The organism is Candidatus Poribacteria bacterium (genome assembly GCA_026706025.1).
In the GTDB taxonomy this organism is placed as follows: Bacteria; Poribacteria; WGA-4E; order WGA-4E; family WGA-3G; genus WGA-3G.
In genome coordinates this window covers 1-23,829 of sequence record JAPOZO010000036.1, presented here as the reverse complement: position 1 = coordinate 23,829, position 23,829 = coordinate 1, and the positions used below count along the sequence as shown (strand labels likewise).

At 47.6% G+C, this 23,829-nt stretch carries 22 protein-coding genes; 10 read left to right on the top strand and 12 right to left on the bottom strand.

The features are described from left to right. Positions 1-31 precede the first annotated feature (31 nt). Together OXH00_08585 and OXH00_08580 are read right to left on the bottom strand one after the other, a co-directional pair. The gene (locus OXH00_08585; GenBank protein ID MCY3741063.1) at positions 32-1,033 is read right to left on the bottom strand and encodes a Gfo/Idh/MocA family oxidoreductase; all 1,002 of its coding nucleotides are present in this window, start codon (positions 1,031-1,033) and stop codon (positions 32-34) included. A gap of 30 nt (positions 1,034-1,063) precedes the next feature. After that, entirely contained in the window at positions 1,064-2,092 is a 1,029-nt protein-coding gene (locus OXH00_08580) for an RRXRR domain-containing protein (protein MCY3741062.1), read from the bottom strand. A gap of 413 nt (positions 2,093-2,505) precedes the next feature. Here OXH00_08580 and OXH00_08575 point away from each other — a divergent pair, with 413 nt between their 5' ends. The 3 genes from OXH00_08575 (at position 2,506) to OXH00_08565 (ending at position 5,858) form a co-directional block, all read left to right on the top strand. Continuing rightward, positions 2,506-3,672: an ABC transporter substrate-binding protein gene (locus OXH00_08575; GenBank protein MCY3741061.1), complete on the top strand. Its 1,167-nt coding sequence runs from the start codon at positions 2,506-2,508 to the stop codon at positions 3,670-3,672. Between the two features lie 96 nt (positions 3,673-3,768). Continuing rightward, positions 3,769-4,935 (top strand): ABC transporter substrate-binding protein, encoded by a 1,167-nt coding sequence (locus tag OXH00_08570; protein ID MCY3741060.1) that lies wholly within the window; start codon positions 3,769-3,771, stop codon positions 4,933-4,935. A 65-nt stretch (positions 4,936-5,000) separates the two neighbouring features. Beyond that, the gene (locus OXH00_08565) at positions 5,001-5,858 is read left to right on the top strand and encodes a hypothetical protein (protein MCY3741059.1); all 858 of its coding nucleotides are present in this window, start codon (positions 5,001-5,003) and stop codon (positions 5,856-5,858) included. A gap of 31 nt (positions 5,859-5,889) precedes the next feature. Here OXH00_08565 and OXH00_08560 read toward each other — a convergent pair whose 3' ends face one another. From OXH00_08560 to OXH00_08515, 10 genes are all read right to left on the bottom strand, one after another. After that, positions 5,890-7,041: an FAD-binding oxidoreductase gene (locus tag OXH00_08560; GenBank protein ID MCY3741058.1), complete on the bottom strand. Its 1,152-nt coding sequence runs from the start codon at positions 7,039-7,041 to the stop codon at positions 5,890-5,892. A gap of 161 nt (positions 7,042-7,202) precedes the next feature. After that, the gene (locus OXH00_08555; protein ID MCY3741057.1) at positions 7,203-7,823 is read right to left on the bottom strand and encodes a hypothetical protein; all 621 of its coding nucleotides are present in this window, start codon (positions 7,821-7,823) and stop codon (positions 7,203-7,205) included. 43 nt (positions 7,824-7,866) lie between these two features. After that, complete coding sequence (locus tag OXH00_08550; GenBank protein ID MCY3741056.1) at positions 7,867-8,331, bottom strand: hypothetical protein; 465 nt, start codon at positions 8,329-8,331, stop codon at positions 7,867-7,869. A 219-nt stretch (positions 8,332-8,550) separates the two neighbouring features. Next, the gene (locus tag OXH00_08545) at positions 8,551-9,288 is read right to left on the bottom strand and encodes a phytanoyl-CoA dioxygenase family protein (GenBank protein MCY3741055.1); all 738 of its coding nucleotides are present in this window, start codon (positions 9,286-9,288) and stop codon (positions 8,551-8,553) included. Positions 9,289-9,571: 283 nt separating this feature from the next. Beyond that, positions 9,572-10,696 carry a mandelate racemase gene (locus OXH00_08540; protein MCY3741054.1) on the bottom strand — a complete coding sequence of 375 codons (1,125 nt, stop codon included), beginning with the start codon at positions 10,694-10,696 and terminating at the stop codon, positions 9,572-9,574. 23 nt (positions 10,697-10,719) lie between these two features. Then, positions 10,720-11,229, bottom strand: a complete 510-nt coding sequence (locus OXH00_08535; protein MCY3741053.1) for a DUF1854 domain-containing protein — start codon at positions 11,227-11,229, stop codon at positions 10,720-10,722. Positions 11,230-11,257: 28 nt separating this feature from the next. After that, positions 11,258-13,666, bottom strand: a complete 2,409-nt coding sequence (locus OXH00_08530; protein ID MCY3741052.1) for an ABC transporter ATP-binding protein — start codon at positions 13,664-13,666, stop codon at positions 11,258-11,260. 220 nt (positions 13,667-13,886) lie between these two features. After that, a complete protein-coding gene (locus tag OXH00_08525; protein MCY3741051.1) occupies positions 13,887-14,303 on the bottom strand; it encodes a cupin domain-containing protein in 417 nt (138 codons plus the stop codon). A 142-nt stretch (positions 14,304-14,445) separates the two neighbouring features. Then, the gene (locus OXH00_08520; GenBank protein ID MCY3741050.1) at positions 14,446-15,264 is read right to left on the bottom strand and encodes an SDR family NAD(P)-dependent oxidoreductase; all 819 of its coding nucleotides are present in this window, start codon (positions 15,262-15,264) and stop codon (positions 14,446-14,448) included. Continuing rightward, positions 15,261-16,943 carry a Na+/H+ antiporter NhaC family protein gene (locus OXH00_08515; protein MCY3741049.1) on the bottom strand — a complete coding sequence of 561 codons (1,683 nt, stop codon included), beginning with the start codon at positions 16,941-16,943 and terminating at the stop codon, positions 15,261-15,263. Before OXH00_08515 ends, OXH00_08520 begins: the two co-directional genes overlap by 4 nt. A gap of 787 nt (positions 16,944-17,730) precedes the next feature. On the opposite strand from OXH00_08515, the gene OXH00_08510 reads away from it, so the two are divergent. The 7 genes from OXH00_08510 to OXH00_08480 all read left to right on the top strand — a co-directional run bounded on the left by OXH00_08510 (position 17,731) and on the right by OXH00_08480 (position 23,420). After that, entirely contained in the window at positions 17,731-18,516 is a 786-nt protein-coding gene (locus OXH00_08510) for a sigma-70 family RNA polymerase sigma factor (GenBank protein ID MCY3741048.1), read from the top strand. Positions 18,517-18,703: 187 nt separating this feature from the next. After that, positions 18,704-19,072: a hypothetical protein gene (locus OXH00_08505; protein MCY3741047.1), complete on the top strand. Its 369-nt coding sequence runs from the start codon at positions 18,704-18,706 to the stop codon at positions 19,070-19,072. Between the two features lie 108 nt (positions 19,073-19,180). Further along, positions 19,181-19,843, top strand: coding sequence for a hypothetical protein (locus OXH00_08500; protein MCY3741046.1), 663 nt, complete (start codon positions 19,181-19,183; stop codon positions 19,841-19,843). 88 nt (positions 19,844-19,931) lie between these two features. Beyond that, positions 19,932-21,575 carry a glycosyltransferase family 39 protein gene (locus OXH00_08495; protein MCY3741045.1) on the top strand — a complete coding sequence of 548 codons (1,644 nt, stop codon included), beginning with the start codon at positions 19,932-19,934 and terminating at the stop codon, positions 21,573-21,575. Further along, positions 21,572-22,009, top strand: a complete 438-nt coding sequence (locus tag OXH00_08490) for a glycosyltransferase (GenBank protein ID MCY3741044.1) — start codon at positions 21,572-21,574, stop codon at positions 22,007-22,009. Before OXH00_08495 ends, OXH00_08490 begins: the two co-directional genes overlap by 4 nt. 20 nt (positions 22,010-22,029) lie before the next feature. After that, positions 22,030-22,485 carry a hypothetical protein gene (locus tag OXH00_08485; GenBank protein ID MCY3741043.1) on the top strand — a complete coding sequence of 152 codons (456 nt, stop codon included), beginning with the start codon at positions 22,030-22,032 and terminating at the stop codon, positions 22,483-22,485. Continuing rightward, the gene (locus tag OXH00_08480) at positions 22,482-23,420 is read left to right on the top strand and encodes a hypothetical protein (protein ID MCY3741042.1); all 939 of its coding nucleotides are present in this window, start codon (positions 22,482-22,484) and stop codon (positions 23,418-23,420) included. Before OXH00_08485 ends, OXH00_08480 begins: the two co-directional genes overlap by 4 nt. The last annotated feature ends 409 nt before the right edge of the window (positions 23,421-23,829 follow it).

Here is a 23,829-nt window from a genome sequence, read left to right as displayed (position 1 = left end):
TTTCAATGTTTGTAATTTTCATATTATTTCCCTATAGTTTAACAACCTCTTTTCGCCGATCTGATTCAAGAAGCGCGTCACAGACGCGCATTGTGTTGACAGCAACATCGGACCACTGTGCCTCAAGATTCCCAGATTGCACAATCCGAGAGAAACGCTCTATCATTGTGACCTCTTGAATACACCCGTCAACAGTGTTTTGCTCGTTCCCATCCGAACCGTGAATCCAAAATCGGGCAGTATCTTCAGAGGTCGGGACGGTGAAATCATCACAGACAATCGAGGCACGCGTGCCTGCGACCTCGAACCACTTTCGGAGCCCCGTGTCAAACCCACAATCCAAAGTAGCGATGCGTTCATCGTCAAACCAGAGAATACCAGCGAGATTGAAATCGACACCCCCCTTGTAGCGTGCTGTTGCGAACACCTGTGTCGGCATCTGCTCAAATGCCCAGAGAATCGCGCGGACACAGTAATAACCTAAATCGCCGAGGCTTCCACCGGCGAATTCCTTCATCGCACGGATATTCCCAACAGGAATTGTATCCCAATTGAAAGTGAACGCCGCTGTCACTCGACGGAGTTTTCCGAGCGTGCCGTCTGTTATTTTCTGCTTCATTACCGTTGTCCGATCATGGTGCACCCACATGACACCGTCCATCAGTTGCACACCGTTTTGGTGACACGCGTCTACCATCGCGATCGCCTCATCAGCGTTTGCGGCAAGCGGTTTCTCACAAAGGATGTGCTTACCGTGCTCCGCTGCTTTGATTGTCCATTCAGCGTGGAGTGATGGGGGTAAAGGGATGTAGATGGCATCAAGTGAATCATCTGCAAGGAGTGCGTCGTAGGTACCGTAAGCCGTGCGAATGTTGTGGTCTTTTGCCCATGTTGCAGCGCGTTCCTCTGTCCGGCTCGCAATCGCAATTAAATCGGCATTTTCGGCAAGGTGAATCGCGCGAGCGACCTTCGTGGCAATATTAGCAGTGCTGAGAATGCCCCAACGGACCGGTGATTTTACTTCTGTCGTCATCTCTTATATTCGGTGTGGAAACCCCTGTCTTTAGACGGGGGAGGAAACACCGCTCCTATAGCAAAAGTTAAGGCGTGTGAGCACTGTAAAATCAGACCGCTTCGCACCCGTTGTTAACCGTTTGTTTGCCATGCTGTATATTGAAAACAGACCGCGGGAGTTAACGCCCGCAAGACGCGCAAATCCGTATTTGACGTGCTGAATGAGTGTGTTTTTGACGAGGTTTCCTGATGTCCCTAAGACAGTGCCACCATAGCGTGGACGCTTGCCACCTTTCTGTGGGTTTTGTCTGTGAAGTTCGCGCCTGCGGATCAGGATCGGGGAAAGACACAGTAAGTCCATATTATCAGGAATGCCCGAGCCCCCAACCGTGTGATATGCCAAACACCAACTATCGACACAATGTGCCTCAAAGGTTTCAGATAACTTGTTAGACGATTTCTTGAGACCGAGACTCTCCCGTATCTCTTGGGTTTGCCACCCTTGAAGGGTTCGCAACTCCCACCGCTTTTCTATTTCTGTATAGAACCACTGCTTACCGACTTCCAATGGACTAAAGGATTTATTCCACTTCTTCGCATGTTGTATTGTCGGTGCCTGAATGTCTTCTACACAGACGTATGTGATGGGGTAAAGTTTGGACAACCAATCAAGCACCCGTAGTTTCCAATCCCATCTCGCACGTGTGCCTGCGGGGATACGTTCTTTATTGGCAAGCCGGTTGGTTCTGTTTTTTCGGTTCGGACACTTCCGAGACCTTCGGGCTCTCCGCAACTCACGTCTCTTTTCAACCTTTTTACCCACCTTGTTATGAGCATCAGCTTGGATATTGAGATAGGTATGTGTCGCAGATTTGACGGTAAAGCCTTCTTTCTTGCTACCCGGATCAACCCCTACAACTATATCTTGTGTATAGTCTGTCGTCTCGTAGTTCAACCGAATACAAAAGACACCATGAGACCAATACGGTGTCGCTTTACCCCTCTTGATAAGATGGCGCGCCACTGGCGGCGTCGGCATCAACTGTTTACCTTCTTTAGTTTTTACGGGAACATACATCGTATGTAAAACTCCTTTGCAGGGTATATGTTGCCCCTTCCAGATCACAGTCTCCAAGTGGAATCAGACTTTGGGAGCATCCGAAACGTTGTTTGGATTGCCACATCCAGAGACTGCGATATATGACTGTAGTCAATAAGTTGCCCTCGTGAAACCTATAGGTTTGGCTACCGTATTCCGCAAGCCCACGATTTGAATCGGGGGTTACTGACATTCTGAGGTTTCGATTTTCTATAATATACTCGATAATAGGAAATTAATCAAGCACATAGGCATGAAAGAAAAACTGTTTTTAATTTCATTTTGACAGCGAAAATGGTATAATAAAACTACAAAATGGAAAGCACACACTCTGTGCTATCCATTTCATAACAGAATCATCAGCGCACACTGTGTGCCACCCAAGGAGCATTATGTACATTAGAAAAATCATAACTTTCGCGTTTCTATCCGTGATTATTGTATTGATTGCCGGACTCTCTGCCTGTGAACGGATCTCACAAATTACGCAACCTACTACACCTCAGATGACAGACCCCAGTAAAGAAATTTCGATCGGTGTTGTCTTATCTTTAACAGGACGACTCACTGACCCATTTGGCATCCCAATCTCACAAGGCTTTGAGTTGGCACTCAGCGAGATTAACGCTGCACATCCCAGCGGAATAAAACTCAAGTTTATTATTGCAGATGATCAGAGCACTATAGACGGCGCAGTTGAAGCCTTCAATAAACTGATTCATCAAAAAGGCGTGTCTATTATTCTCGGACCTGCGACATCAAGTCAAACTGAGATGGTTTTTCCGGTAGCGCAAGAAAATCAGGTTGTGGCGATTAGCCCAACATCTTCTGCCCGCGGGCTCAGTGCGCTCGGAGATTACGTTTTTCGCGTCGCGCTGACGACAGATAGACTTATTCCCCCTGGCATTGAAGTCACACAGACAAAACTCGGTTATCAACGCGCCGCGACAATGTATGATGAAACCGATCTTTTCTCCGTCGATGGAGACGCGTCCGTGCAGGAAGTCCTTGCTGCGAAAGGGATTGAGGTGATAACGACTGAAACCTTCAAAGGTGGCGATACCGACTTTTCTCAACAATTAGCCCGAATCCAGACCCTGAATCCCGATGTTATCTTTGTTTCATGTTTATCGCCGGAAAAGCCTGGGATCCTCATGCAAGGGCGTGAACTCGGTATATCCGCCCCCTTTATCGTGCGGACATTGACCGCAGCAGATGTGCAGGCCACAGGCGTAGCTGCTGAGGATGCGATAACTTTTGTGGGGTGGGGTGCTGCCCTTGACACGCCAAGAAATCAAGCCTTCGTGGAGAATTATAATACCAAATTCAAAACAGAACCAACCAACTACGCCGCGCGTTCGTATGCGACACTCCATATTCTGGCGGAGGCGATCGCGAATGCAGAATCAACCGATGCTGCAGCGATTCGAGACGCGCTCGCAAGCATCAAGGATTTCGACACAATTCTCGGCAAATTCTCTTTTAATGCCGACGGGGACGCGGTTTACGACGAGAAGGTTCTAATCGTCAAGGACGGCAAACTCGTACGCTTTGAGTAAGCCAAATACATCTGGACGCGCAAGCACTTTTATTCTTGAAATCGACATCTACTCCACGTGTGTAAATAATTATGGGCTCTCCTATAAAGGAGTTTTATGAATACTAAAAAATTGACGTTATTCGCGTCTCTATTCGCTATTGTTGTGTTAATTGTTGGATTTTCCGCTTGTGATCGCGTTTCCCAAATTGTCGAACCTACCACACCTCAGATGATGGAGACCAGTAAAGAAATTCCTGTCGGCATCGTCTTACCGCTGACAGGACGGCTCACTGACTCGTTTGGCACTCCCACCTCACAAGGCTTTGAGTTGGCACTCAGCGAGATTAACGCTGCACATCCCAGTGGAATAAAACTTAAGTTTATTATTGAAGATGGTCAGAGCACTGTAGAAGGGGCAGTTGAAGCCTTCAATAAACTGATTCACCAAGAAGGCGTGTCTATTATTCTCGGACCTGCGACATCAAGTCAAACTAAGTTGGCTTTTCCGGTAGCGCAAGAAAATCAGGTTGTAGCGATTAGCCCGACATCCGCTGCCCGCGGGCTCAGTGCGCTCGGAGATTACGTTTTTCGCGTCTCGTTGACGACAGATAAACTTATTCCCCCTGGCATTGAGGTCACACAGACAAAACTCGGTTATCAACGCGCCGCGACAATGTATGACGAAACCGATCTTTTCTCCGTCGATGGAGACGCGTCCGTGCAGGAAGTCCTTGCTGCGAAAGGGATTGAGGTGATAACGACTGAAACCTTCAAAGGTGGCGATACCGACTTTTCTCAACAATTAGCCCGAATCCAGACCCTGAATCCCGATGTTATCTTTGTTTCATGTTTATCGCCGGAAAAGCCTGGGATCCTCATGCAAGGGCGTGAACTCGGTATATCCGCCCCCTTTATCGTGCGGACATTGACCGCAGCAGATGTGCAGGCCACAGGCGTAGCTGCTGAGGATGCGATAACTTTTGTGGGGTGGGGTGCTGCCCTTGACACGCCAAGAAATCAAGCCTTCGTGGAGAATTATAATACCAAATTCAAAACAGAACCAACCAACTACGCCGCGCGTTCGTATGCGACACTCCATATTCTGGCGGAGGCGATCGCGAATGCAGAATCAACCGATGCTGCAGCGATTCGAGACGCGCTCGCAAGTCTCAGAGATTTTGACACAATTTTCGGAAAATTCTCTTTTGATGCTGACGGGGACGCAGTTTACAACGAGAAAGTCTTGATTGTCAAAGACGGTAGGTTGATACGCTTTGAGTAATTCTTGGCTGAATGTATTGAGACGGGCGGCCTTGACAGGTATCGAGGTACTAAAAGGTGGAAGGTTTGAAGAACCTATTAGATCAGTTTTACACTAAATCAGAGGTCGCGGGAGCATGTTGGGAACATTTCACAAACACGCTCTCGACGCTAAATCGGAATCCCAGCGACCTCTTTTTTATCGAACCAGCTGCTGGCACGGGTGCGTTCTACAAACTCTTACCCGCAAAGAAAAGATTCGGCATCGATCTCGTACCGAAATGTAAGGATGTGAAACGCCAAGATTTTTTTAACGTCACCGATTTTCCATCCGCACCCAGAGATACTGCTATCATCAGTAATCCACCGTTCGGCAAACGCGGAAAGTTAGCGATAGCCTTTTTTAATCATGCTGCCCGTTTAGCAGACATCGTCGCGTTTATTGTTCCAGTCAATTTCCGCAAATTCACCACCCACAAGCAGCTTGACCCGGATATGCGCTTCATCAGTAAATTGCCTCTTCCAAGGGATGCATTCCACCTCAGTACAGGCAAGTCTTACGCAGTAAACACCGAATTTCAGATATGGACACGTTTGGCAAGCCTGCATCCAGATATGCGACAATATAAACCGTTACCCATTCGACACAAAGATTTCCAGATGTGGCAGTACAATAACACACCTGATGCTTTGAAAGTCTTTCAGAACCCCTTCGATTTCGCTGTCCCGTGCCAAGGCTGGCAGGATTATTCGCGTAGAGAGACAGATGAAAAACAGTGTGAAAAGAGTAAGCAGTGGATACTTTTGAAAGCGAAAAACCCTACCGTCTTAGCATGTCTGATGGAGATTGATTACGAACATCTGGCACTGGAATGTGCTACGGCTGTCCCGGGCTTTCGGAAGGGCGATTTGGTAAAAGCATATACAGAAAACTATGAAAAGTAGATTTGGCGGCACAAAATCAGCTTCTATGCTCCTAACTTTCAGGACTTGCGCTAAACCTTTCTGGACGATAAGGCGCAAACCAATCCACCTGTACATCATCCGCGATTTCTAATGTCGCCATTTCACCCACCAAAGGTGCCAACGTCACACCGCTGTGCATGAGCGTAATATAAAGATTCGGTACAGATGCTGTAAATCCGAGTACTGGAAACCCGTCAATCGGCATCGGGCGATAGCCGACGGGTGTCGGAATCGCTTTCGCATCCGCTATCGCTGGCAAATAGGTTTTCGCACGATCAAGAAGTGCATCGGCATGCTGTTGCGAGTCATCACGGTTTATTCCTTCTTGGGTTCCCTGCCCGATCCTGAGACTTCCGTCAGCTAATTGTCGGAGGTGGAGGTGTTGATGGTTTTCATCCGTTGACGGTGCGTGGATGATTGCCACATTGTGTAAAACTTCAGCACACGGTGTCGTCTTAATAACAATACCAGGACTCCGTTGCTGCGGAATATTGACTTGTGCCAGAGCAGCCAGTTCGGTCGTTTGAATACCGCTTGCCAAGACAACAACATCACACGAAAACTCTCCATTGGTCGTTTTCACAGCGGCGATATTGCCGTCACGAATGACAAAGCCTGTAACGCTGGTTTGCACATACACAATCGCTTCTGCCTCGCGCGCACGCCGGAGACAAACGTCAATAAATGTATCGGTTTCAATATGGATATCCGCTTCGGAGAAGGACGCAGCTAACACGGTCCCAGGGTGTAGACGTGGTTCAAGTGCTAATATCTCGTCTGAGGTAATAAGACGACACGGGTACCCCCATGTCTGGATCTGTTGGACCCGTTCACGCAGCTGCGTTGCACGTTGCGGGTCGTTCTCCCACCGCATTTCACCGCCATAGTGGATACCAATATCCGCATCAAGTTGATTTGCTAACCGGTACCACATATCTAACGCACGTCGGTTGAGCGTGTGGTACTCGCGTGGGTCTTTCCCAAAAGCGTTTGCCCATGCAAAAGAGTGACCGGATGCCCCTGCGCCCGGGACATCTCGCTCCAGAAGCGTCACAGTAACACCGTTCCGTCGGGACAGATGATAACCGAGTGTGGCACCAATAATGCCAGCCCCTATTATCACCACATTTTTCGTCTTGGAATTATGGATTCTATTTGACATTATAGTCTTCAGTTTTCAGTTTTCAGTTTTCAGTCTGGTTTTTGATGAAAGGATATTTTCTTGTAACCGTCGTCACCCAAGTCAGATATAACGGTTACCAAAGAATATTATCGTTTCGCAAACCTCTTAACTGACAACTGACGACTGATAACTGTTAACCACTAACGGTGTGCTGCGACAATAAACCCTGTCAAGCCAGCAAGCAACAACTGAAAACCTGTTTGATAAAACAGCATGAAAAAGGGTTGACAGAGCGCAATCAGCCCCAGTGCGATTAAACCAATAGAAAGGCGTTCACACAAGGTTTGCTGCGAAAAAACAATCGAAAAAACGATTATGGCGGGTAGAAGTAGGTGTAGGGCGGTACCACCAAGCGATGGAAAAAAGGGTTGGTAAAGGAAGACGATTCCAATACACATCAAGAGTGCTGAACCGATAGCTGCAATCCGCTTCGCAGTTGTCGTCATACCGAAGGCAATAGCACAAGCGAATAGTATATGAAACGCCGAACCGCGTAGAATTGATGGGATAGGCAAATAGAGAAACCCAAGTCCAATCACCAAACCGATACCGGATATAATGGCGATTCGCTGTCTGTTCTCGAAGGCAGTCCCGCCGAGAATGCCAGCAACACTCAGCAGCACCAGCGCGATGCCCTTGAGCAAAACAGCATTCTGCATGATAATCGCTGGTAGTACCGGGATACCTTCTACATAAAGAAAAATAACACTAACTATAAAGAAGCCAAGTGCAATTAGACGGTTGCGTCTTTCTTTCACCATAGCGACCTTTCAGGAATTTGCAGCTTCACCCATCTAAATTTGATTAGTCTTTCCGTTTCAATAGGCGAGTCACCCAACCTTTAGATTGCTCCCGCGTCAATTGACTTGTTAAATCCTCAACTTGTGCTGACCAATCCCCTCTTTCGGTTTGGAAAGATTCAATCATTTCTCGAAGCTGCGTATTTTCGGCGATAAGTGCTTGATTTTCCTCTTCCAACCTGTCGCAAGTTTCCCGTAGGTAAGTAATATCAATAATTTGGCAGCTGAGATTTTCAATAATGTCGTCTGTTGGAATATTATAGGTGAGTTTCTTTATCAGCGGTGCGAGGCCATCAACGCGTAGTTGCACGCGTGGCTTTGTGGAACTTCCCGGTTCCTCAGACGGTGCAGAGACGACGCGTAGATACGGCTCAATCTCCACATCTGGCCGTTCTAATGCTCGAATAATAATCCCTTCCTCCACACCTATTATCTCTGAGACTTCAGAAGGGTCCATATAGAGGTCCATTCCCAAATTTCCCAATCCAGTTTTGACCAAGTATAATAAATTTAAATAACGTTAACGTTGCTTTCCGAAAAAAACAGACTGATAATAGCATATCATATATCAATTTGTTCCACAAATTAATATTCAGATGTAACTATAAAAATGATGCTGTAGGTCTTGTACCCAGTTGATGAGGTTTGAACCTCGCAAGTTTTCAAGAGGAATCACAAGGTGTAAGTCCTACGAAATCCCGTCCCAATATTTCCACATATCGTTAGGGGTTTCAAACTTAATCTCGTCGAGATCTTTTCGCCGGTACCGACTGATGAGTGCCATTCTAACATTGCGTCCGCAGTTCGGACCAGCGGTATGACTCATCTGATGATGCCAGAAGCAGACATCGCCGCCTTCGCCGGTAAATTCATAACTCGGTCCTAAATCGAATGGAGCAATACCGCCGGGGAGGCTATCAAGGTCGTGGTGTCTGAAATATTCTGCCCAAATCCGATGGCTCCCAGGCCAGACGGTAAATCCGCCACCCTGTTTTTCAACGGTGTCTATATAAACAGTCGCGCCGAGTGTGAACGCACCGACAACCCCTTTTGGGACACCGTTTGTAGGCGTATGGTAACCGTCAAGATGTCCGTTGGGTTCGCGCCATTCTCTGTCTGGATCCGGAAAATTGATATGCGGCCCCGCACCACCACTCGAATTCAATTTATCCTTGCCGACGAGTTCTTCTGCCATAGCGAAAACGCTGTTATTGTATGTTGTGCCAGCGATAACATCTTCACCACCGACAGGCACCGTACGATAACCTTTACGAATCCAAGACTCTGGGTCGTTCCTATCTTCTTCCAACTCTTCCCAGAGCCTGTCAAGGGCGGCATCAATTGCTTCCTGTTCCAGCGCGCCGCGGATAACCAGATAGCCATTTTCTTTAAAGAATGTTTTGTCTGCTGCTGTTAAATACGCCATAATTTTCTTTCCCTTATAGTCTTTTGCAATCTACTACGTTTAGAGAAAATTCATTCAATCAGGACTAACACCGCTTAATGAGAATCACCACCGCCGCCGCACCAATAAAAAATATAAGGGATTCCACCGGGAATTCCGAAAATATCGACAACTTGCGCCAACTAAACATCGTTAAAAAAAATGCCTTCCAGCGCATCAATTGACCTCCAACTGCCGAAACCCCTCCGCATCGGCATTGTGAAAAGCGAGATGTTTGGGCGACACGGCGGTATCAGTTATCACACTACGCACGAACATCAAATCCATTCTCTTCACGCGCTTTTTGGTAAGGGCCTTCCTCTATATTCAACCCGAAACCAGGACTTTGTGGCACATTTACATAACCGTTGGACACGGAATAACCGGAATCATCTATACCCGGAGTCGTCGCATGATCCCACTCGGTGAACTCAAACCGCTCTACCTTCGCTGCGAGGTGACAGGTGGCGAAATTGCCATAGTAGCCGCCATAGTGATGCGGTGCCGTGCCAACGCCAGATGCATCCAATTCGGGTCCCAACTCAAGCCAGCGTGAGAAACCGGGGTGAAAAATATCGTATTGGACGATGTCGATGAGCCCATCTTTTGCCCAATCCACAAGGTGCGGTGAGGCACCTCCTTCGCCATCCGCAATACGGGTTTCCAAACCCTCCGCGTTTAGCCATTCCTTCAAGAGACTATAAACGCGAGCATCCTCGTGGAACGCCTCTTCCATCCAATAAACTTTTGCATCGGCAGCCCCGCCTAATACCTGCTTCGTAAGGTTAAGGTTGTAACCGTTGTTTGCATCTATCAATATCGTAGCATCGGGTCCGACAGCCTCACGCACAGCACGGATAACATCAATATCCCGCTGTGTTCCTTTGTCAAGAGGCATGTGCATCGCACCACGACCTACTTTGATCTTATAGGCGTTATGTCCGCGTGCCTTTCCCTCCAATGCCTCCGAAGCGATAAGTGCTGCGGCTTCAGCGTTGTCCTCAAGATGTAGGTCATCAATATAGAGCGAGGTGTCGTAACACGGGGCGCGAAACGCACCGTTCTGTCCAGACAGCATCGCATACACCGGTTTTTGCGCTAACTGTCCCACCAAATCCCAGAGTGGATATTCCAACATTCTGAATTCTTCGGTGACACCACTTTCTGCATTGAAAGCATCGCTGAGCTGAAACCCGACAATCGCCTCCGCTTTTTCACGTGAAATCGATGAAAACCCAAAGCCGCTAACCCCATCTGTCGTCGTTAGGCGGGCAATAGGCGGACGGACATGCAGTCCATGCTCACCCAACCGTGAATTGCAACCCGCTTTCCGCGGACGCTCGCCTGTTAAACGTGCCCATTCAATACGTTCAATTCTTACGTTCTCCATATCTCTCCTTATCAGCGGCATACCTACAATTGCGTTTCGAGTAGCGCAAGGCTTTTCGGGTCCAACTTATGGTAGTTCTCAATTTCATACCGGTTACCATCGGCATCCTTAATTAGGACGCGTCCGTTCTCAAGCGTGACAATATCGTATCGGGTACGCAAACCGAACTCTACATCTCCTTGCGAAGTTTCAACCACCCACTGCGTAATCCCGAATTGACCATCCAACTCATGAATCTTGGTAATCTTTGGCATAAAATACCGTTTCTTTAACTCCTCAACAAGCACCTCGCGGGAGGCACTTGGGAGATGCTTTATATCCTCAATAATTCCGATTTCATTAGATTCTTCATCTACGAGGGAAATATATCGGCTCGTCTCGCTGACAGGAAAAGCACAGATCGGTTCAACCTTCGCGTGCGTTGTTCCATCCGGAAGTTGGACAACAAGTTCTTCAAATGCGTTCCGCTCAATTCTAACATGCCTCGCATCAAGAAACTCTAATTCATCTGTTACTTTAATCGCTTCCTTCATCAGCGTGCCTCCTTCCGTCAGGGTCAAATTACCATGCGCGAATTTTCGATAACTCAGTCTGCTTCTCACACAACCCCGCGTAAGTGCCTTCCTTAGCAAGCAGCTCCTCATGCGTCCCGATTTCGTCAACTGTCCCCTCTTTCAGCACGACAAGGCGGTCAGCATATTTAAGGGTTGACAGCCTGTGCGCAATAGCAAATACAGTTCTCCCTTGAACGAGCCGTTCCAATGCCTCTTGGATTTTGGATTCCGTTTCAGTATCAACGGAGGAAGTCGCTTCGTCTAAGATAAGGATGCGCGGATTTTTCAAAATGGCACGTGCGATAGAGATGCGCTGCCGCTCACCCCCAGAGACTCTCGCCCCTCTTTCACCTACCATCGTATCATAACCGTCAGGGAACTTGATAATAAAATCGTGGGCATTTGCAGCTCTCGCGGCTGCAATAATCTCATGCCGAGATGCCCCTGGTTTTGAGTAACCGATATTTTCGGCGATGGTGCCTTGGAATAGGAATGGATCCTGTAAAACTACGCCGACCTGTTGCCGTAACGCCTTTACCCGAATGTCGCGACTGTCGTGACCATCAATTACTATCACGCCATCGTTCGGGTCGTAGAAGCGGGTGATTAGATTGATGAGCGTGCTTTTCCCTGCACCACTGTGCCCAACCAACCCTATCATCTCACCGGGTTCTACTTGAAAACTGACACCGTTGAGCGCATTTTTCTCACTATCATAAGAGAAATAGACATCCCTAAATTCCACAGCACCGCGAATATTCCCAAGAGCCACTGCATCCGCTTTATCAGCGACGCTCGGTGGCGTATCCATAATTTCAAACACACGTTCGGCGGAAGTACCTGCTCGGATGAATCGCTCGTTCATCTGACAGAGTGTATACACAGGCCTAAAAAATCGCATCATATAACTTTGGAACATCCATAGCATACCAAGCTTCACATCGCCTTGGAAAATTAGCCATCCGCCTACCAACCAGAGGATAATACGACCCGTAAAGACGATAAACTCCATAATTGGGCGGTAAAGTGTTCCAAGTTTCGCAGCGTTCAACTCACCGCTAAATACCTGATACGTCAAATCACTGAACCGGTTTATCTCGTAGCGTTCGCGCGCAAATGCCTTAACAACGCGGACCCCTGGAATCGTGCTTGCGAGAATCGTACTAATGTTCGCATACCGTTTCCATAAAACGTGGTATACCTTGCTCATCTTTTTGCCAAAAAAGATTGTGAAGAAGATAAGACAGGGAATAGGTATCAACGTCCAGAGGGAAAGTTGCCAGTTGAACCCGAACATGATTACGCAGATATAAATAATCGTGAGAGAATCACCGACGATATCCTGTAACCCATTCGCGATAAAATCTCGGAGCCTTGACACATCGTGCGTGATCCTTGACATCAAGTTCCCCGTATCCCGCTCGTGAAAAAAATCAATGGAGAGCGCGTTCAGATGTTCATAGGTTTCATTCTGAAGCCGCCGAGTGATATTCTGTCCCACCCACGCCATCATATAGCCGCGTACAGCCCCAGCTGCCATTGTGAATATGTTAATGCCCGCCATCAGGAGCACAATTGCTACCAGATGTCCGAAACTTCCACCGACAGGTATGTTTTCAAACCATTCGCCTAAGAAGTTTACAGTGCCTTGAAGGTGTCCCCAATCTGTTTCGGGAATCGGCAATCCCGTAGCAATGGCATGTCCGGCAGGGTTTATAATCCTGTCGATTAGATCCATCATGAGTATCTCTGGGTAGAGCCCGACCAAACGGATTACCATCATTATGAGGAATGCCGGCACAACGACGTGCCAAAGCGGAACAGCGTATTTGATGAGTCGAAAGATGAGTTTTCCTTTTTGGACGCAATTGACACACACACCCGACCAACTCGGAATAGGTTGGTCACACTTTTCACACCGCCCCTTGTCCTTTCCAGAAGGCCGCCCGCCCGGACCGAAACCGCGTCTGCCGCGTCGGCGACCATCTGCGTCTCTTTCCTTCTGTGGAACTAATTCCTCCAACTCGGAAACAACAAGATTGAACTTTGGGATTAACCGCTTTGAGTACCGAGACACTTCAAAAGCGTTGTCTGCGGTGCTCACCTTAAGAATATTATTCCCGTACATCTCAAGGATTTCGATATCTTCAACGGACGTAAGAGGCACTTCGCGCATGTGGTGCCCGATAGCACCATTCTGATTAAAGGCAATGAGCCGCTTATTGGTAATTAACAGCCAATCCTTACCGTAGGTGCCGTCAAAGCGCAGATCTGTTGAAACAGCAATCTTGATCTCTTCGCCTGTTTCAAACAGTGCCTCTGCCTGTTCTTTTAGGCGTTCAGGCACCTCTTCCATCGTTGATAGTGGATCATGGTCTTGCTTCCGGAATTTCGGTTTCCCACCAAAGGAACTCATCCCTCTTCGGGATCCTCGATCGCGACCTGAACCTGATATCGGTCCGTGCATAAATTAACCCCCACAGTTTAAAAGTGCGGTTTCTAAACGATTATAGATACTTTATTTAACGAAAATACGGCGAAAAAGTTGAATTAAAAATGGAAAATGCCTGAAAGCAGGCGCGAGTCACCCGCAAATCAGGCATTTGGCTTGCCAAAACAGCGTTTTTCGGGTCAATTTAGGGGTTCGGTGGAGAGGTACAGATTAATACCTCCATCGACTCATCACCTGTGTTTTCAATCCCGTGCTCACACCACGGTGGAAGATGGATGAACGTCCCCGCTTCAACAGGCACTTTTTCACCGGCAAGCGTCATCACGCCTTTTCCTTTTAGAATCACATAGCATTCCTCGGTATGATGACTCCCTGGCTCAAGTACAACATGTGGCGGCACAAAAAACACGACGAGACCTAAGTTCTCTGCAGGCGCGTTCGGGTTCGCTGGATGCACAACGCGCACACCAATACCATCACAACCCGAGTACCTTACAGGCACACCGTCTTGGACTGTGACGACATTTGCTTGCACCTGATGCGCCGGTTTCGGAATAGGCGGTTCCCCTTGATACCCTTTAAACGTAGTAATCTTTGCCATTTTTCTTCTCCCTTAACTGTAGGAGCGAGCTGGGCTCGCGATTTACACATCCATCTTCTTGTAAGAGCGAGCTGGGCTCGCGATTTACATATCTACCTTCTTGTAGGAGCGAGCTGGGCTCGCGATTTGCATACCCTCACATCTACCAATCCCGTGTATAGCCTGCAGTCCATCCACCGTCCACAGCAAGCACACTACCGTTGATATAACTCGCATCCGGCGAAACGAGAAAGAGCACCGCTGCCGCAATCTCCGTCGTCTTCCCGGGTCTTCCCAATGGAATGTGCGATAGCAAACTTGCCGCGTTTTCCGTATATGCCCCGTCATCTCCATAGAAGAGTGCCTTTGTGCCGCGGGTCAACGTCGAACCGGGGGCGACTGCATTCACCAGAATTCCCTCTGGTCCGAGTTCTAACGCCATTGAACGCGTCAGATTCGCAACACCTGCTTTCGCCGCGACGTAAGCACTCTGCAAACGTAACGGCACCAACCCGGCAATAGAACTGATGTTAACAATCCGTCCAGTCGCATGCTCCGAACCAGACCTGCTATGAGATTTAAGGATATATGGGATAACCGCACGGCTCGTTGTGAAAACACCAGTGAGGTCTATCTGCAAAATACGGTGCCAATCCGCTAAGGTGTACTGATGAATCGGCACCCTATCGCTCTTGGTGTTTATTCCGGCATTGTTAACCAGAATCTCAATTTTGCCAAAGTGTCCCGCAATCCGGTCTGCGACCATCTCCATCTGTGCCGCATCTGACACATCACCTTCCACAAACAGACCTGTCCCACCGATTTGCTGAATTTCTCTGACGGTTTCCTTACCTGCCTCTACATCAATATCAACAATTGCCACAGAAGCACCATTATCAATTAACTTATCTACAATCGCGCGACCGATGCCATTCGCACCACCCGTAACAACTGCCACCTTTCCTTCAAGTGCTACCTTCATACCATTCTCCTTTCTTGAAGCTTACGGAAACCTGCAACTCCATAAAACAACAAGATTATCACGGCGGTTCCACATGCAATTCCGATCGCTGAAGAGATACCAAGTGCAGCAGGAAGATAACCACAAAACAGCGCAATACTTGCAACAGTAAGGCTATAAGGCAATTGCGTTCTCACATGGTGCAGCGGGTCGCAACTACTGGCGATAGAACTCAAAATCGTTGTATCCGAAAGCGGCGAGCAGTGGTCTCCAAAGATGGCACCATCCAGCACTGCCCCGAGACAAATGATTGTCGTGAGTCCATAACTACCACCATCGAGCGAAAACGCCACTGGAATCGCAGTCGGAATCAGGATCGCCATTGTGCCCCAACTCGTGCCGGTCGCAAAAGAGGTCACGGATGCACATATAAAAACCAAAATCGGGAACCAGAGCGGCGACACAACATCACTGAGCATCGTAGAAAGAAAATCACCCGTCATCAGTCTATCGCAACTCGCCTTGAGTCCCCATGCCAATAACAGAATGCTTAAAGGTGTGAGGCTCCCTTTTATACCGTTCCAAACGACCGGCGCGATATCCGAAAACTTTAATTTGGAGAGCCAACGTGCACAGATAATCGCAACGACAAACGCACTTGCTGCCGCGCAAGCAAGCACCATCACATTGTTCGCCTCTGAAAGTGCGTTCCGCCAGGATGTTAGCGACAGAATAGACCCAGTCCCGTTGCCATCTATCCAGAAACCACCCAATAGCAACCCGAAAAGCGTTAAAAGCGGTAAAACAGCCGAAAAGGGCTGAACAACGGCGTTGGGTAGACTGGTAAAAGAGCCAGCGTGTCCGAGTGCCTGTGCATCTGGGGCGGCAATGTCTCCTGTCTCTCGCGCCCGGATCTCGGCTTGGTGCATCGCCCCATAATCTCTGCCACTGATCGCATTGACGATAACAAAAATGATGGTCAACACACAATAAAACCGAAAACTGAGCGCATCAAAAAACATGGAATACCCGTCACGTCCAAGCCCAAGTGTCCCCGATATATCTTCAAAGAGTCCCACCTCATAACCGATCCAGGTGCTAACAAACGCGAGACCGGCAATCGGGGCACTTGTCGAATCCACAAGGAACGCCAACTTTTCACGGCTGACGCGATGGTGGTCGGTGAGTGGACGCATTGTCGGTCCGACGAGCATCGCATTGGAATAATCCCCAATAAAGATGACGATCCCCATCAAACCCGTGATAAATTGCGCCGAACGCGGCCCCTTCGCAAACTGAGAGAGCCAGACAACCACACCGCCAATACCACCGGAGGCGACTACCACAGAGATCGTCGCCATGATAAGGCAAACAAACAACACTACCCAGAAATTGAAGAGATCTATCCCATCATTTCCGACACTCACGGCACGGACGAACCAGACAGTTTCTGCCAAGAAACCGCTCGGTGTAGCACCTTTCTGATACCATGAAAGCACAAGTCCGACACCAACGGCTATACAGAGACTCGGAAATAATCGGGTTGTTACGATCGCTAATGTGACAGCAAGCAGCGGCGGGATGATGCTGTACCACACAAGCGTTTCAACATCGCTAACCTGCCCTGCCCGCCACTGGAAGCCGAAACAAAGTCCTAAAAAAATTAAAAAGCCAATCACATATTTTAATTTAGAATTCATCAGCGTCCTCGGCATATCCCTTTGGATTCGTAAGATTTATCCGTTCTCGCTTATGTGTATCATAGCAGTTCTTAGTGTTGCTTGCAAGTCTAAACTTGTCGGATTTTACTATAAAAACGTAAGTTCGACTTATGGCCCATTATATGTTTGGATGACACATAACTTTAGGACATTCACCCTATCTATTCAACTTTTTTTGGCGAGGGTATTGGACTTATCCGTTCATTTTTTCACCATGCACCCTTTCAGCAAAAAACTGTGTCTTTAATTATAGAGAAGGTATGAGATACTTCTGTCAAATACTTGAACCTATTTTATTTATGAAATCGCTGAACGTCTAAGCGATAGTTATACCATTTCCGTCAATATACCTCTCTTCTGTAGAATAAACTGTTAGTTTGTTCCGCATCACCAACCTTTCATCAAACCGGTAAGGCAATATCATTACGTTCCAAGACTTACGCAATAATGCACGTCGCATTTGGGGTTTTTGCTTGGGTGTTTCTTCGCGTACACCGCAGAATTGCGCGACGACGAACCTTACTCCTTTAAAGAAACACACTTCCTTCCAAGTTGTATCTGTTTCGTAGGGGCGGGGTTACCCCGTCAAGCAATTTATTATTACTAAATTTGCTTAATCTCAGAGGATAAAAAAGCAATTTTGTACACATACACACATTTTTTGAAAAAAATACATACTGTGTCGGAATTTAAGAAAAACTTTCGTGATTATATATGAAGCCAGCCATAACTTTATCTCCAAAGAGGTGGGTGCATAGTCAGGAAAGTGAACGATATTCGTTTAAATCGGTGGTTCGTAGAAACAGGCGATGAAGAAGAGGCATGTAGACTACTCTTCAAGGCGTATTACGAAACCGTCTTCAACACAGTTAAAACAAGGCGATGGAATCATCCAGATACCGTCGTAGATCCCGATGAAATCACCAGCGACACGTTCATTAAAGCTGTCAAGAAACGAAAAGGAATCCAAGAACCAGAGAAGTTGTTAGAGTGGTTGAAAAGAGTCGCGGAAAATCTCATGATTGACGCGATAAGAAGATCACGCCAAAAGCGACACTTGGAAGTTATCCCGCTTAACACGCTTTCCAACAGCGAAAGCGAAACGCTGATCGCAGGAACCGATGCCGAAGCAAAGGAGGTTCTGGAAGCCCAACTTTTCCGTCTCCTCCAAGATCAGCACCGAGAAATCGTAGACCTTCTACTGGATGGGATAAAGCCCAAAAAGATAGCAGAAGTGATAACCTCTACCTCTGAAGCGGATAAGGAACAGAGCTCTGGATCAGTTCAGAAAACATGGGAACGTGTCCGCAAGTGGTTGTTCCCTATCGCACGCAACTTAGAAGCGTTGATAAACTGCCTCCCAGAGGCGAACGACAAAAAAATTATGGAACGGTACTTCGACAGACAATCGTTCTCGGAGATTACAGAAGCACTTGGCATCTCTCGCTCCACCATCGAGGAAACAGCGAAACGTGTGATAGCGGATTGGAAGGAAGCCGCGAAGGACAATCCCGAGGATCCCGTCTCCGCAATGGTTAAGAAGGAGAAATAACTTTTCAACCAAATGCTGACACAGACTGATTGCTATTCAGTTAGTGTCGGCAATCCATTAAGGAACCTCGCAACTGTTGCGAGTTCACCCAAACGCTATCGTTTGGATAGAAGTTGTATCCTAATATCAAAAAACGTATTTTCTTGACAATGAATCCTTAAACTTGATAAAATGATAGGAGAACCTAATGACGAATACATTAACTTGGGACATCAAACCGCTTGCGTTCCTAAAAATCAACACGAATCTACTTAGTACGATAAGTTTTTTCGTATTGTGCGTAATGCTTTTTACAGCTGCCCCGCTTGTTCAGATGGCTGATGCAGGTGAATTTCACTGGATACCTGCCTACAAAATCCATGGTTACTTTTGTAGCGTCACCGGTGAGCTATTATTCTATGATATTCTTGACACGGGCTGGGCAAAGGCAGAACACGGTGCTGACGACGATCACAGCACATTTCCTGATGCTTACATTGAGATAGCGAGCTCGGAGTCTATACCCCCAGAGGAATGCTGGCTCTGCACCTGGTACAGCCTCTGGACTTCTTCATAATTACAGTCAAGACTACTACATTGTTTCCTGAATTTACACGCTAATGCTTTGAGACATGCAGCATTAAGATGCTGCATGTCTCAGAGTTTTACAATAAGGAGTTAACAGATGAAAAAACTCATTTTCACCGCCATGCTGTTACTTGTCTTGGGCACCACTTGGATGCTATACTTAGAGTATGAGAATAGACGTTTTATAGACAGTATCGGGAAAAAGCCCTCCACCCTTACGCAACCCAATACTATAGAGATGCCCGCAGTCTCTAAAAACGGAGAAATTGTTGAGGAAAATTCAGTGTCATCGGCACTCGACCCAGAGAACACGTCTGCATCGAGTGAACACACGGATCCGCACACGGAAGAAACAGCAGCTCCCTTTAAAGCAACGTCCTCTGAACCGAGCACTGACGAAAAATTAGAACCTTCCTTTGAAGAGTCCCCACGAGAAGAAACGGAGATCTCAACGGAAGAACTTGAAAAACATTTCGACGCAATGGCTACGCTTGAAAAGATTGTATATGATCCTAATAATTGGGTTAAAGGAGAGCCTGGAGAGGCAGGTTTTAGTTTCGTTCTGTCAAGAGAAAACAGCGAGGAGTTCTTCCGAGCAAATGCTTTTTTGAATCCAACTCAAGCCAATAAGCAGGCACTCGAACAAGCGAGACCCCCTCAATCCTTTTTGAACCAAGTCCCTCATCAGGATACACAAAATGTGGTAGAATACAATGGGATAAAAATCCACTTGCCAGCGGGGTTTTCGTCTGCCGACTAATAGTCCTCAAACCTTCTTTGTTCCACAGAGACTAACAAGAACAGCCGCCTATATTTTTTTATTTGTTTCTATCTTTGCCCTTGGAAGCATGCCGAGGTTTTTTTCTTTAGACTCTCATTGGTCAAGTGATGAAGCACGCTGGTTACTCCGCAGCGCAAAGTTCATGTCTGCTGTCAAGCGGAGCGAGTCCTCAGAAACGCGTATTGCCTACCATCCAGGTGTCACCACGATGTGGATTGCGGGGCTGCGTACCTTCTTTACGCAGTCCCGTGTCTCTGTCGAAAACCTTGCATTATCCCGGCTGTTTATCTGTCTGGTTGTCTGGACAGGCATCGGTATCATCTGCCTCTTAGTCTATCAACTCTTCGGTCGGTGGGTTGGACTTGCGAGTTTCGCCTGCCTCGCGTACTCTCCGTTTTTTTTAGCACAGACGCGACGCGTCCACACCGATGCCCTCGCCGCGACTTTTATCTTGCTTACGGTGTTGCTTTTTCTTCTCTATTGTCAACATCGGCATCAGCGTCGCTATCTCATTCTTTCGGGGATCAGTTTCGGTCTTGCGATCCTCTCGAAAAGTTATGCCCTGATTTTATTGCCGTGGATACCATTGTGTCTATTTTTATTTCGCGCCAAACGCATCAGTGGCTTTTGGAGAGATCTCGCGGATATTCTGGGTTTTCTCAACGGTGCTGCCCTCACGGTCGTCTCCGTGTGGCCTGTTTTTTGGCCCCCGAGTTTTGGCTGGGTGCCGCTGTTTCTTTTCGGGGTGAGTGTTCTGCTGTTGAGAGATATGAAAAAGGAACGTTTGAACCCATATCTCCTCGTGTTAGCCGGTGCCGTCCTTGTTCTGGTGTGTGTGAGAATGATACAAACCGTATGGTTCGTTTTTGAGAGCGTCGATTGGGCAGTGACAACGCCTCATGAGGTGGAACATTTCTTTCTTGGAAATGTTGTCAACGATCCGGGTTGGCTTTTCTACCCTTTTGTGTTGTCTATCAAAAGCACACCGCTGATGCTACCCTTGGTGATCGTGGGTTGCGTTCTACTTTGGAAAAATAGGGAACACTCGGAGGAAACTGCCCGACATTTCAAAACAGGACTTGCACTCATCTTCAGTGTGGCACTTTTCACTATCTGCCTCTCAGCAACCAGCAAAAAGTTTCCTCGCTACTTATTGCCTGCTTTTCTACTATTGGAAATACTCGCGGCGATCGGTTTTGTAGCAGGATTCAAATGGGGGTATAACGCGATTCGTACCCGCTCTGGAACCGAGGCAACCACAAAATACAAAACAACACTCACAGTTCTTGCATGCATTGTTTTCTTTGGGATTCAAGTGTTCCCCGTGCTTGCACGCCACCCCTATTACGGTACCTACTATAACCTCTGTTGGAAAATAACAGACATCACCAAAGTTATTACCGTCGGGGAGGCCTCTGGCTTAGATATCGCAGGAAAATATCTCAATGAGAAACCAAATGCGGATCGCCTATTCGTGCAAGTCTCTCCATTAGCGACAGAGTTTGTCAGGTACTACTTCCGGGGATTTGTCTATCGTGCCGATAGAAGGATGGAACGTCTCCCAGATTATGAGGTTGTCTATATTCGAGATTCACAGATCGAGCGTGTCCCCCAAGAAGGCACCCTCAATGGCGAATTAGAGGCTGTCATCACGCTCAACGGGATTGACCACGTCTGGATATACCATATCCCCAAGGTAGAAACACCATGACCTTAATTTCCCTCGTCATCCCCGCGTATAACGAAGCTGAGTCTTTACCGGAGCTGCTAAGTCAGCTCGAAGCCACGATACAGACAAACAGATATATTGCAGAAGTCCTCTTTATCAACGACGGCAGCACCGACAACACCGCAGACGTATTAGATGCCCTCTCCGAAGACTCACCACTCACGATCCACGTCATCCACTTCAGACGCAATCGCGGCAAAGCGGAAGCACTCACCGCAGGTTTTGAAAAATCCACCGGCGACATCGTTATCACGATGGACGCAGACCTTCAAGACGATCCCGCAGAGATCCCAAAACTCTTAGCGTCACTCGAAAAGGAGAAAGCGTACCTCATTTCTGGTTGGAAATATCCGCGCAAGGATCCACTTGAAAAACGTTTTTTTTCTTTTTTTTTAACCGCGTCACTGCAGCCCTGACAGGCGTGAAACTTCACGACATGAATTGTGGATTTAAGGCATACCGTGCAGACGTTGTTAAGACACTTCACCTCTACGGCGACTTGCATCGGTATATCCCGATACTCGCCGCGGCAGCGGGTTTTTCTGTCGGTGAGGTGAAAGTCAAACACCATCCACGGCGGTTCGGTAAATCCAAATACGGTTTCAAACGGATACCGAAAGGCTTTTTTGATCTGCTGACGGTGTTATTCTTGACGCGATACAAAAAACGCCCGATGCACTTTTTCGCGGGTGTCGGGAGTTTCTTTATTTTCAGTAGCATCGTGGTGCTTGCCATCGTGACAGTTTTACACTTTTTTCCAATCATAGACCTTCCACGTCTGCTTTGTGGCATCGCCGGGGGTCTGTGTCTCGGCATCGGCATCCTGCTGACAGGGTTGGGGCTTATCGGTGAACTGATCGTCTCTCTGTTCACGTATAAGGATAAAGAATGAAAACCTTGCGGCAATGCATCGGATACCTTATCGCTGGTATACTTCTCTATTTTCTCATAAAACCTTTTCTACAGACGCACACCGCCGTCAAGGATGCGACCTTTGAGATATATTGGGGGTGGTTGCTCTGTTCCTTCGGGACGATTCTCTTTTACTGGAGTGCCTACCTCTACCCGTTTGCGACCCTTTTGGAGGGTCTTACAGGTAGCCGTGTCTCTTTTCGCGATGCCTTTACACTGTTTCATCTTGCCAACATTACGCGCTACCTCCCTGGGCGGATCTGGGGCGTTGTTCGGTTGCTCTCGCTCAGCCGTCGGTTCGGCTTGAGCAAAACGGCAGTCGGTAGTAGCCTGACCGGACACGTCGGCATTGAAACGGCGATCGGTGGACTCATTGCGCTGTCTCTCTTGTTTTCAAAACAGATGCGACAGATCGCAACAGCCGTGCTTGAAACGTTTTCAGGACAGACGTTTCTTTTGACGGTGGTGGTGATGGGTTGCCTTGCGAGTGTTGTCTTTTTGATACCGCAACTCTCGGATCACGCTCGGCAGTTTCTCAAAACAGTCGCTCCGCTTTTAGGAAATGTGAGACTTTTGGCGAACGTTCTGACCTGCCACTGTCTACTTTGGCTCTGTCAAGGGTTCGCCTTTTTCCTCTTTGTCCGAAGCTTCGCGCCTGTGCAGTGGGCAGACGTGGGTGTTCTCACTGCCTGCTTTGCGTTTGCCTGGGTCGTGGGTTTTTTGAGCTTCCTGACCCCTGGCGGTTTAGGCATCCGTGAAGGGCTTTTAGGGGTGTTGTTAGCAAACTATATGCCAGAGACACAAGCGACGTTTCTCGCACTGGTGTGTCGCCTCTGGATGCTCTCTGCGGAGATACTTTTGGCAGTGATCGCTTTTTGGATTGACAGGAAAATGAGATGTCCATCAAACACCTAAAACCGATCGCTGGCTTCGGCGTTTTGGTTTGCCTATTCATCTCCTTGTGGTTGTCTAATCCTATTTCTGAATAACTGCTTCTCATCGAAAATCATATAAATCACAAAAATCACAGTTCAGATTTCAACAGCAGGCACGGCGCGAAACTGATAGTCTATAACTGTTAATTTCCATAAATCCTTGACAATAGCATTGCATGTCAGCTATACTTGTCTAAAATCATTCTTTACAATAGCAAGTCTTGGCTTGCAAGCTACGCCGATGCAGGTCGCAAAAAGGTTAGCACCTAACAGGGACGGATTGCCAGACCTTCCTTTTCTTTATTGCGTTTCAGCAAAACTCCCATCATTTAACTGAGGGTGTTTCATAAATAATAGTTGTCAAAAGTCAGGATACTGGGTATCCTTTC

Excerpts from the sequence above, each read along its gene's own strand:
- OXH00_08515 (MCY3741049.1), bottom strand. The coding sequence starts at position 16,943 with ATGAATTCTAAATTAAAATATGTGATTGGCTTTTTAATTTTTTTAGGA.
- OXH00_08505 (MCY3741047.1), top strand. The coding sequence starts at position 18,704 with ATGACGAATACATTAACTTGGGACATCAAACCGCTTGCGTTCCTAAAA.
- OXH00_08500 (MCY3741046.1), top strand. The coding sequence starts at position 19,181 with ATGAAAAAACTCATTTTCACCGCCATGCTGTTACTTGTCTTGGGCACC.
- OXH00_08495 (MCY3741045.1), top strand. The coding sequence starts at position 19,932 with ATGCCGAGGTTTTTTTCTTTAGACTCTCATTGGTCAAGTGATGAAGCA.
- OXH00_08520 (MCY3741050.1), bottom strand. The coding sequence starts at position 15,264 with ATGAAGGTAGCACTTGAAGGAAAGGTGGCAGTTGTTACGGGTGGTGCG.
- OXH00_08575 (MCY3741061.1), top strand. The coding sequence starts at position 2,506 with ATGTACATTAGAAAAATCATAACTTTCGCGTTTCTATCCGTGATTATT.
- OXH00_08580 (MCY3741062.1), bottom strand. The coding sequence starts at position 2,092 with ATGTATGTTCCCGTAAAAACTAAAGAAGGTAAACAGTTGATGCCGACG.
- OXH00_08570 (MCY3741060.1), top strand. The coding sequence starts at position 3,769 with ATGAATACTAAAAAATTGACGTTATTCGCGTCTCTATTCGCTATTGTT.
- OXH00_08540 (MCY3741054.1), bottom strand. The coding sequence starts at position 10,696 with ATGGAGAACGTAAGAATTGAACGTATTGAATGGGCACGTTTAACAGGC.
- OXH00_08585 (MCY3741063.1), bottom strand. The coding sequence starts at position 1,033 with ATGACGACAGAAGTAAAATCACCGGTCCGTTGGGGCATTCTCAGCACT.
- OXH00_08555 (MCY3741057.1), bottom strand. The coding sequence starts at position 7,823 with ATGGTGAAAGAAAGACGCAACCGTCTAATTGCACTTGGCTTCTTTATA.
- OXH00_08560 (MCY3741058.1), bottom strand. The coding sequence starts at position 7,041 with ATGTCAAATAGAATCCATAATTCCAAGACGAAAAATGTGGTGATAATA.
- OXH00_08535 (MCY3741053.1), bottom strand. The coding sequence starts at position 11,229 with ATGAAGGAAGCGATTAAAGTAACAGATGAATTAGAGTTTCTTGATGCG.
- OXH00_08485 (MCY3741043.1), top strand. The coding sequence starts at position 22,030 with ATGAATTGTGGATTTAAGGCATACCGTGCAGACGTTGTTAAGACACTT.
- OXH00_08530 (MCY3741052.1), bottom strand. The coding sequence starts at position 13,666 with ATGAGTTCCTTTGGTGGGAAACCGAAATTCCGGAAGCAAGACCATGAT.
- OXH00_08490 (MCY3741044.1), top strand. The coding sequence starts at position 21,572 with ATGACCTTAATTTCCCTCGTCATCCCCGCGTATAACGAAGCTGAGTCT.
- OXH00_08525 (MCY3741051.1), bottom strand. The coding sequence starts at position 14,303 with ATGGCAAAGATTACTACGTTTAAAGGGTATCAAGGGGAACCGCCTATT.
- OXH00_08545 (MCY3741055.1), bottom strand. The coding sequence starts at position 9,288 with ATGGCGTATTTAACAGCAGCAGACAAAACATTCTTTAAAGAAAATGGC.
- OXH00_08480 (MCY3741042.1), top strand. The coding sequence starts at position 22,482 with ATGAAAACCTTGCGGCAATGCATCGGATACCTTATCGCTGGTATACTT.
- OXH00_08550 (MCY3741056.1), bottom strand. The coding sequence starts at position 8,331 with ATGGACCTCTATATGGACCCTTCTGAAGTCTCAGAGATAATAGGTGTG.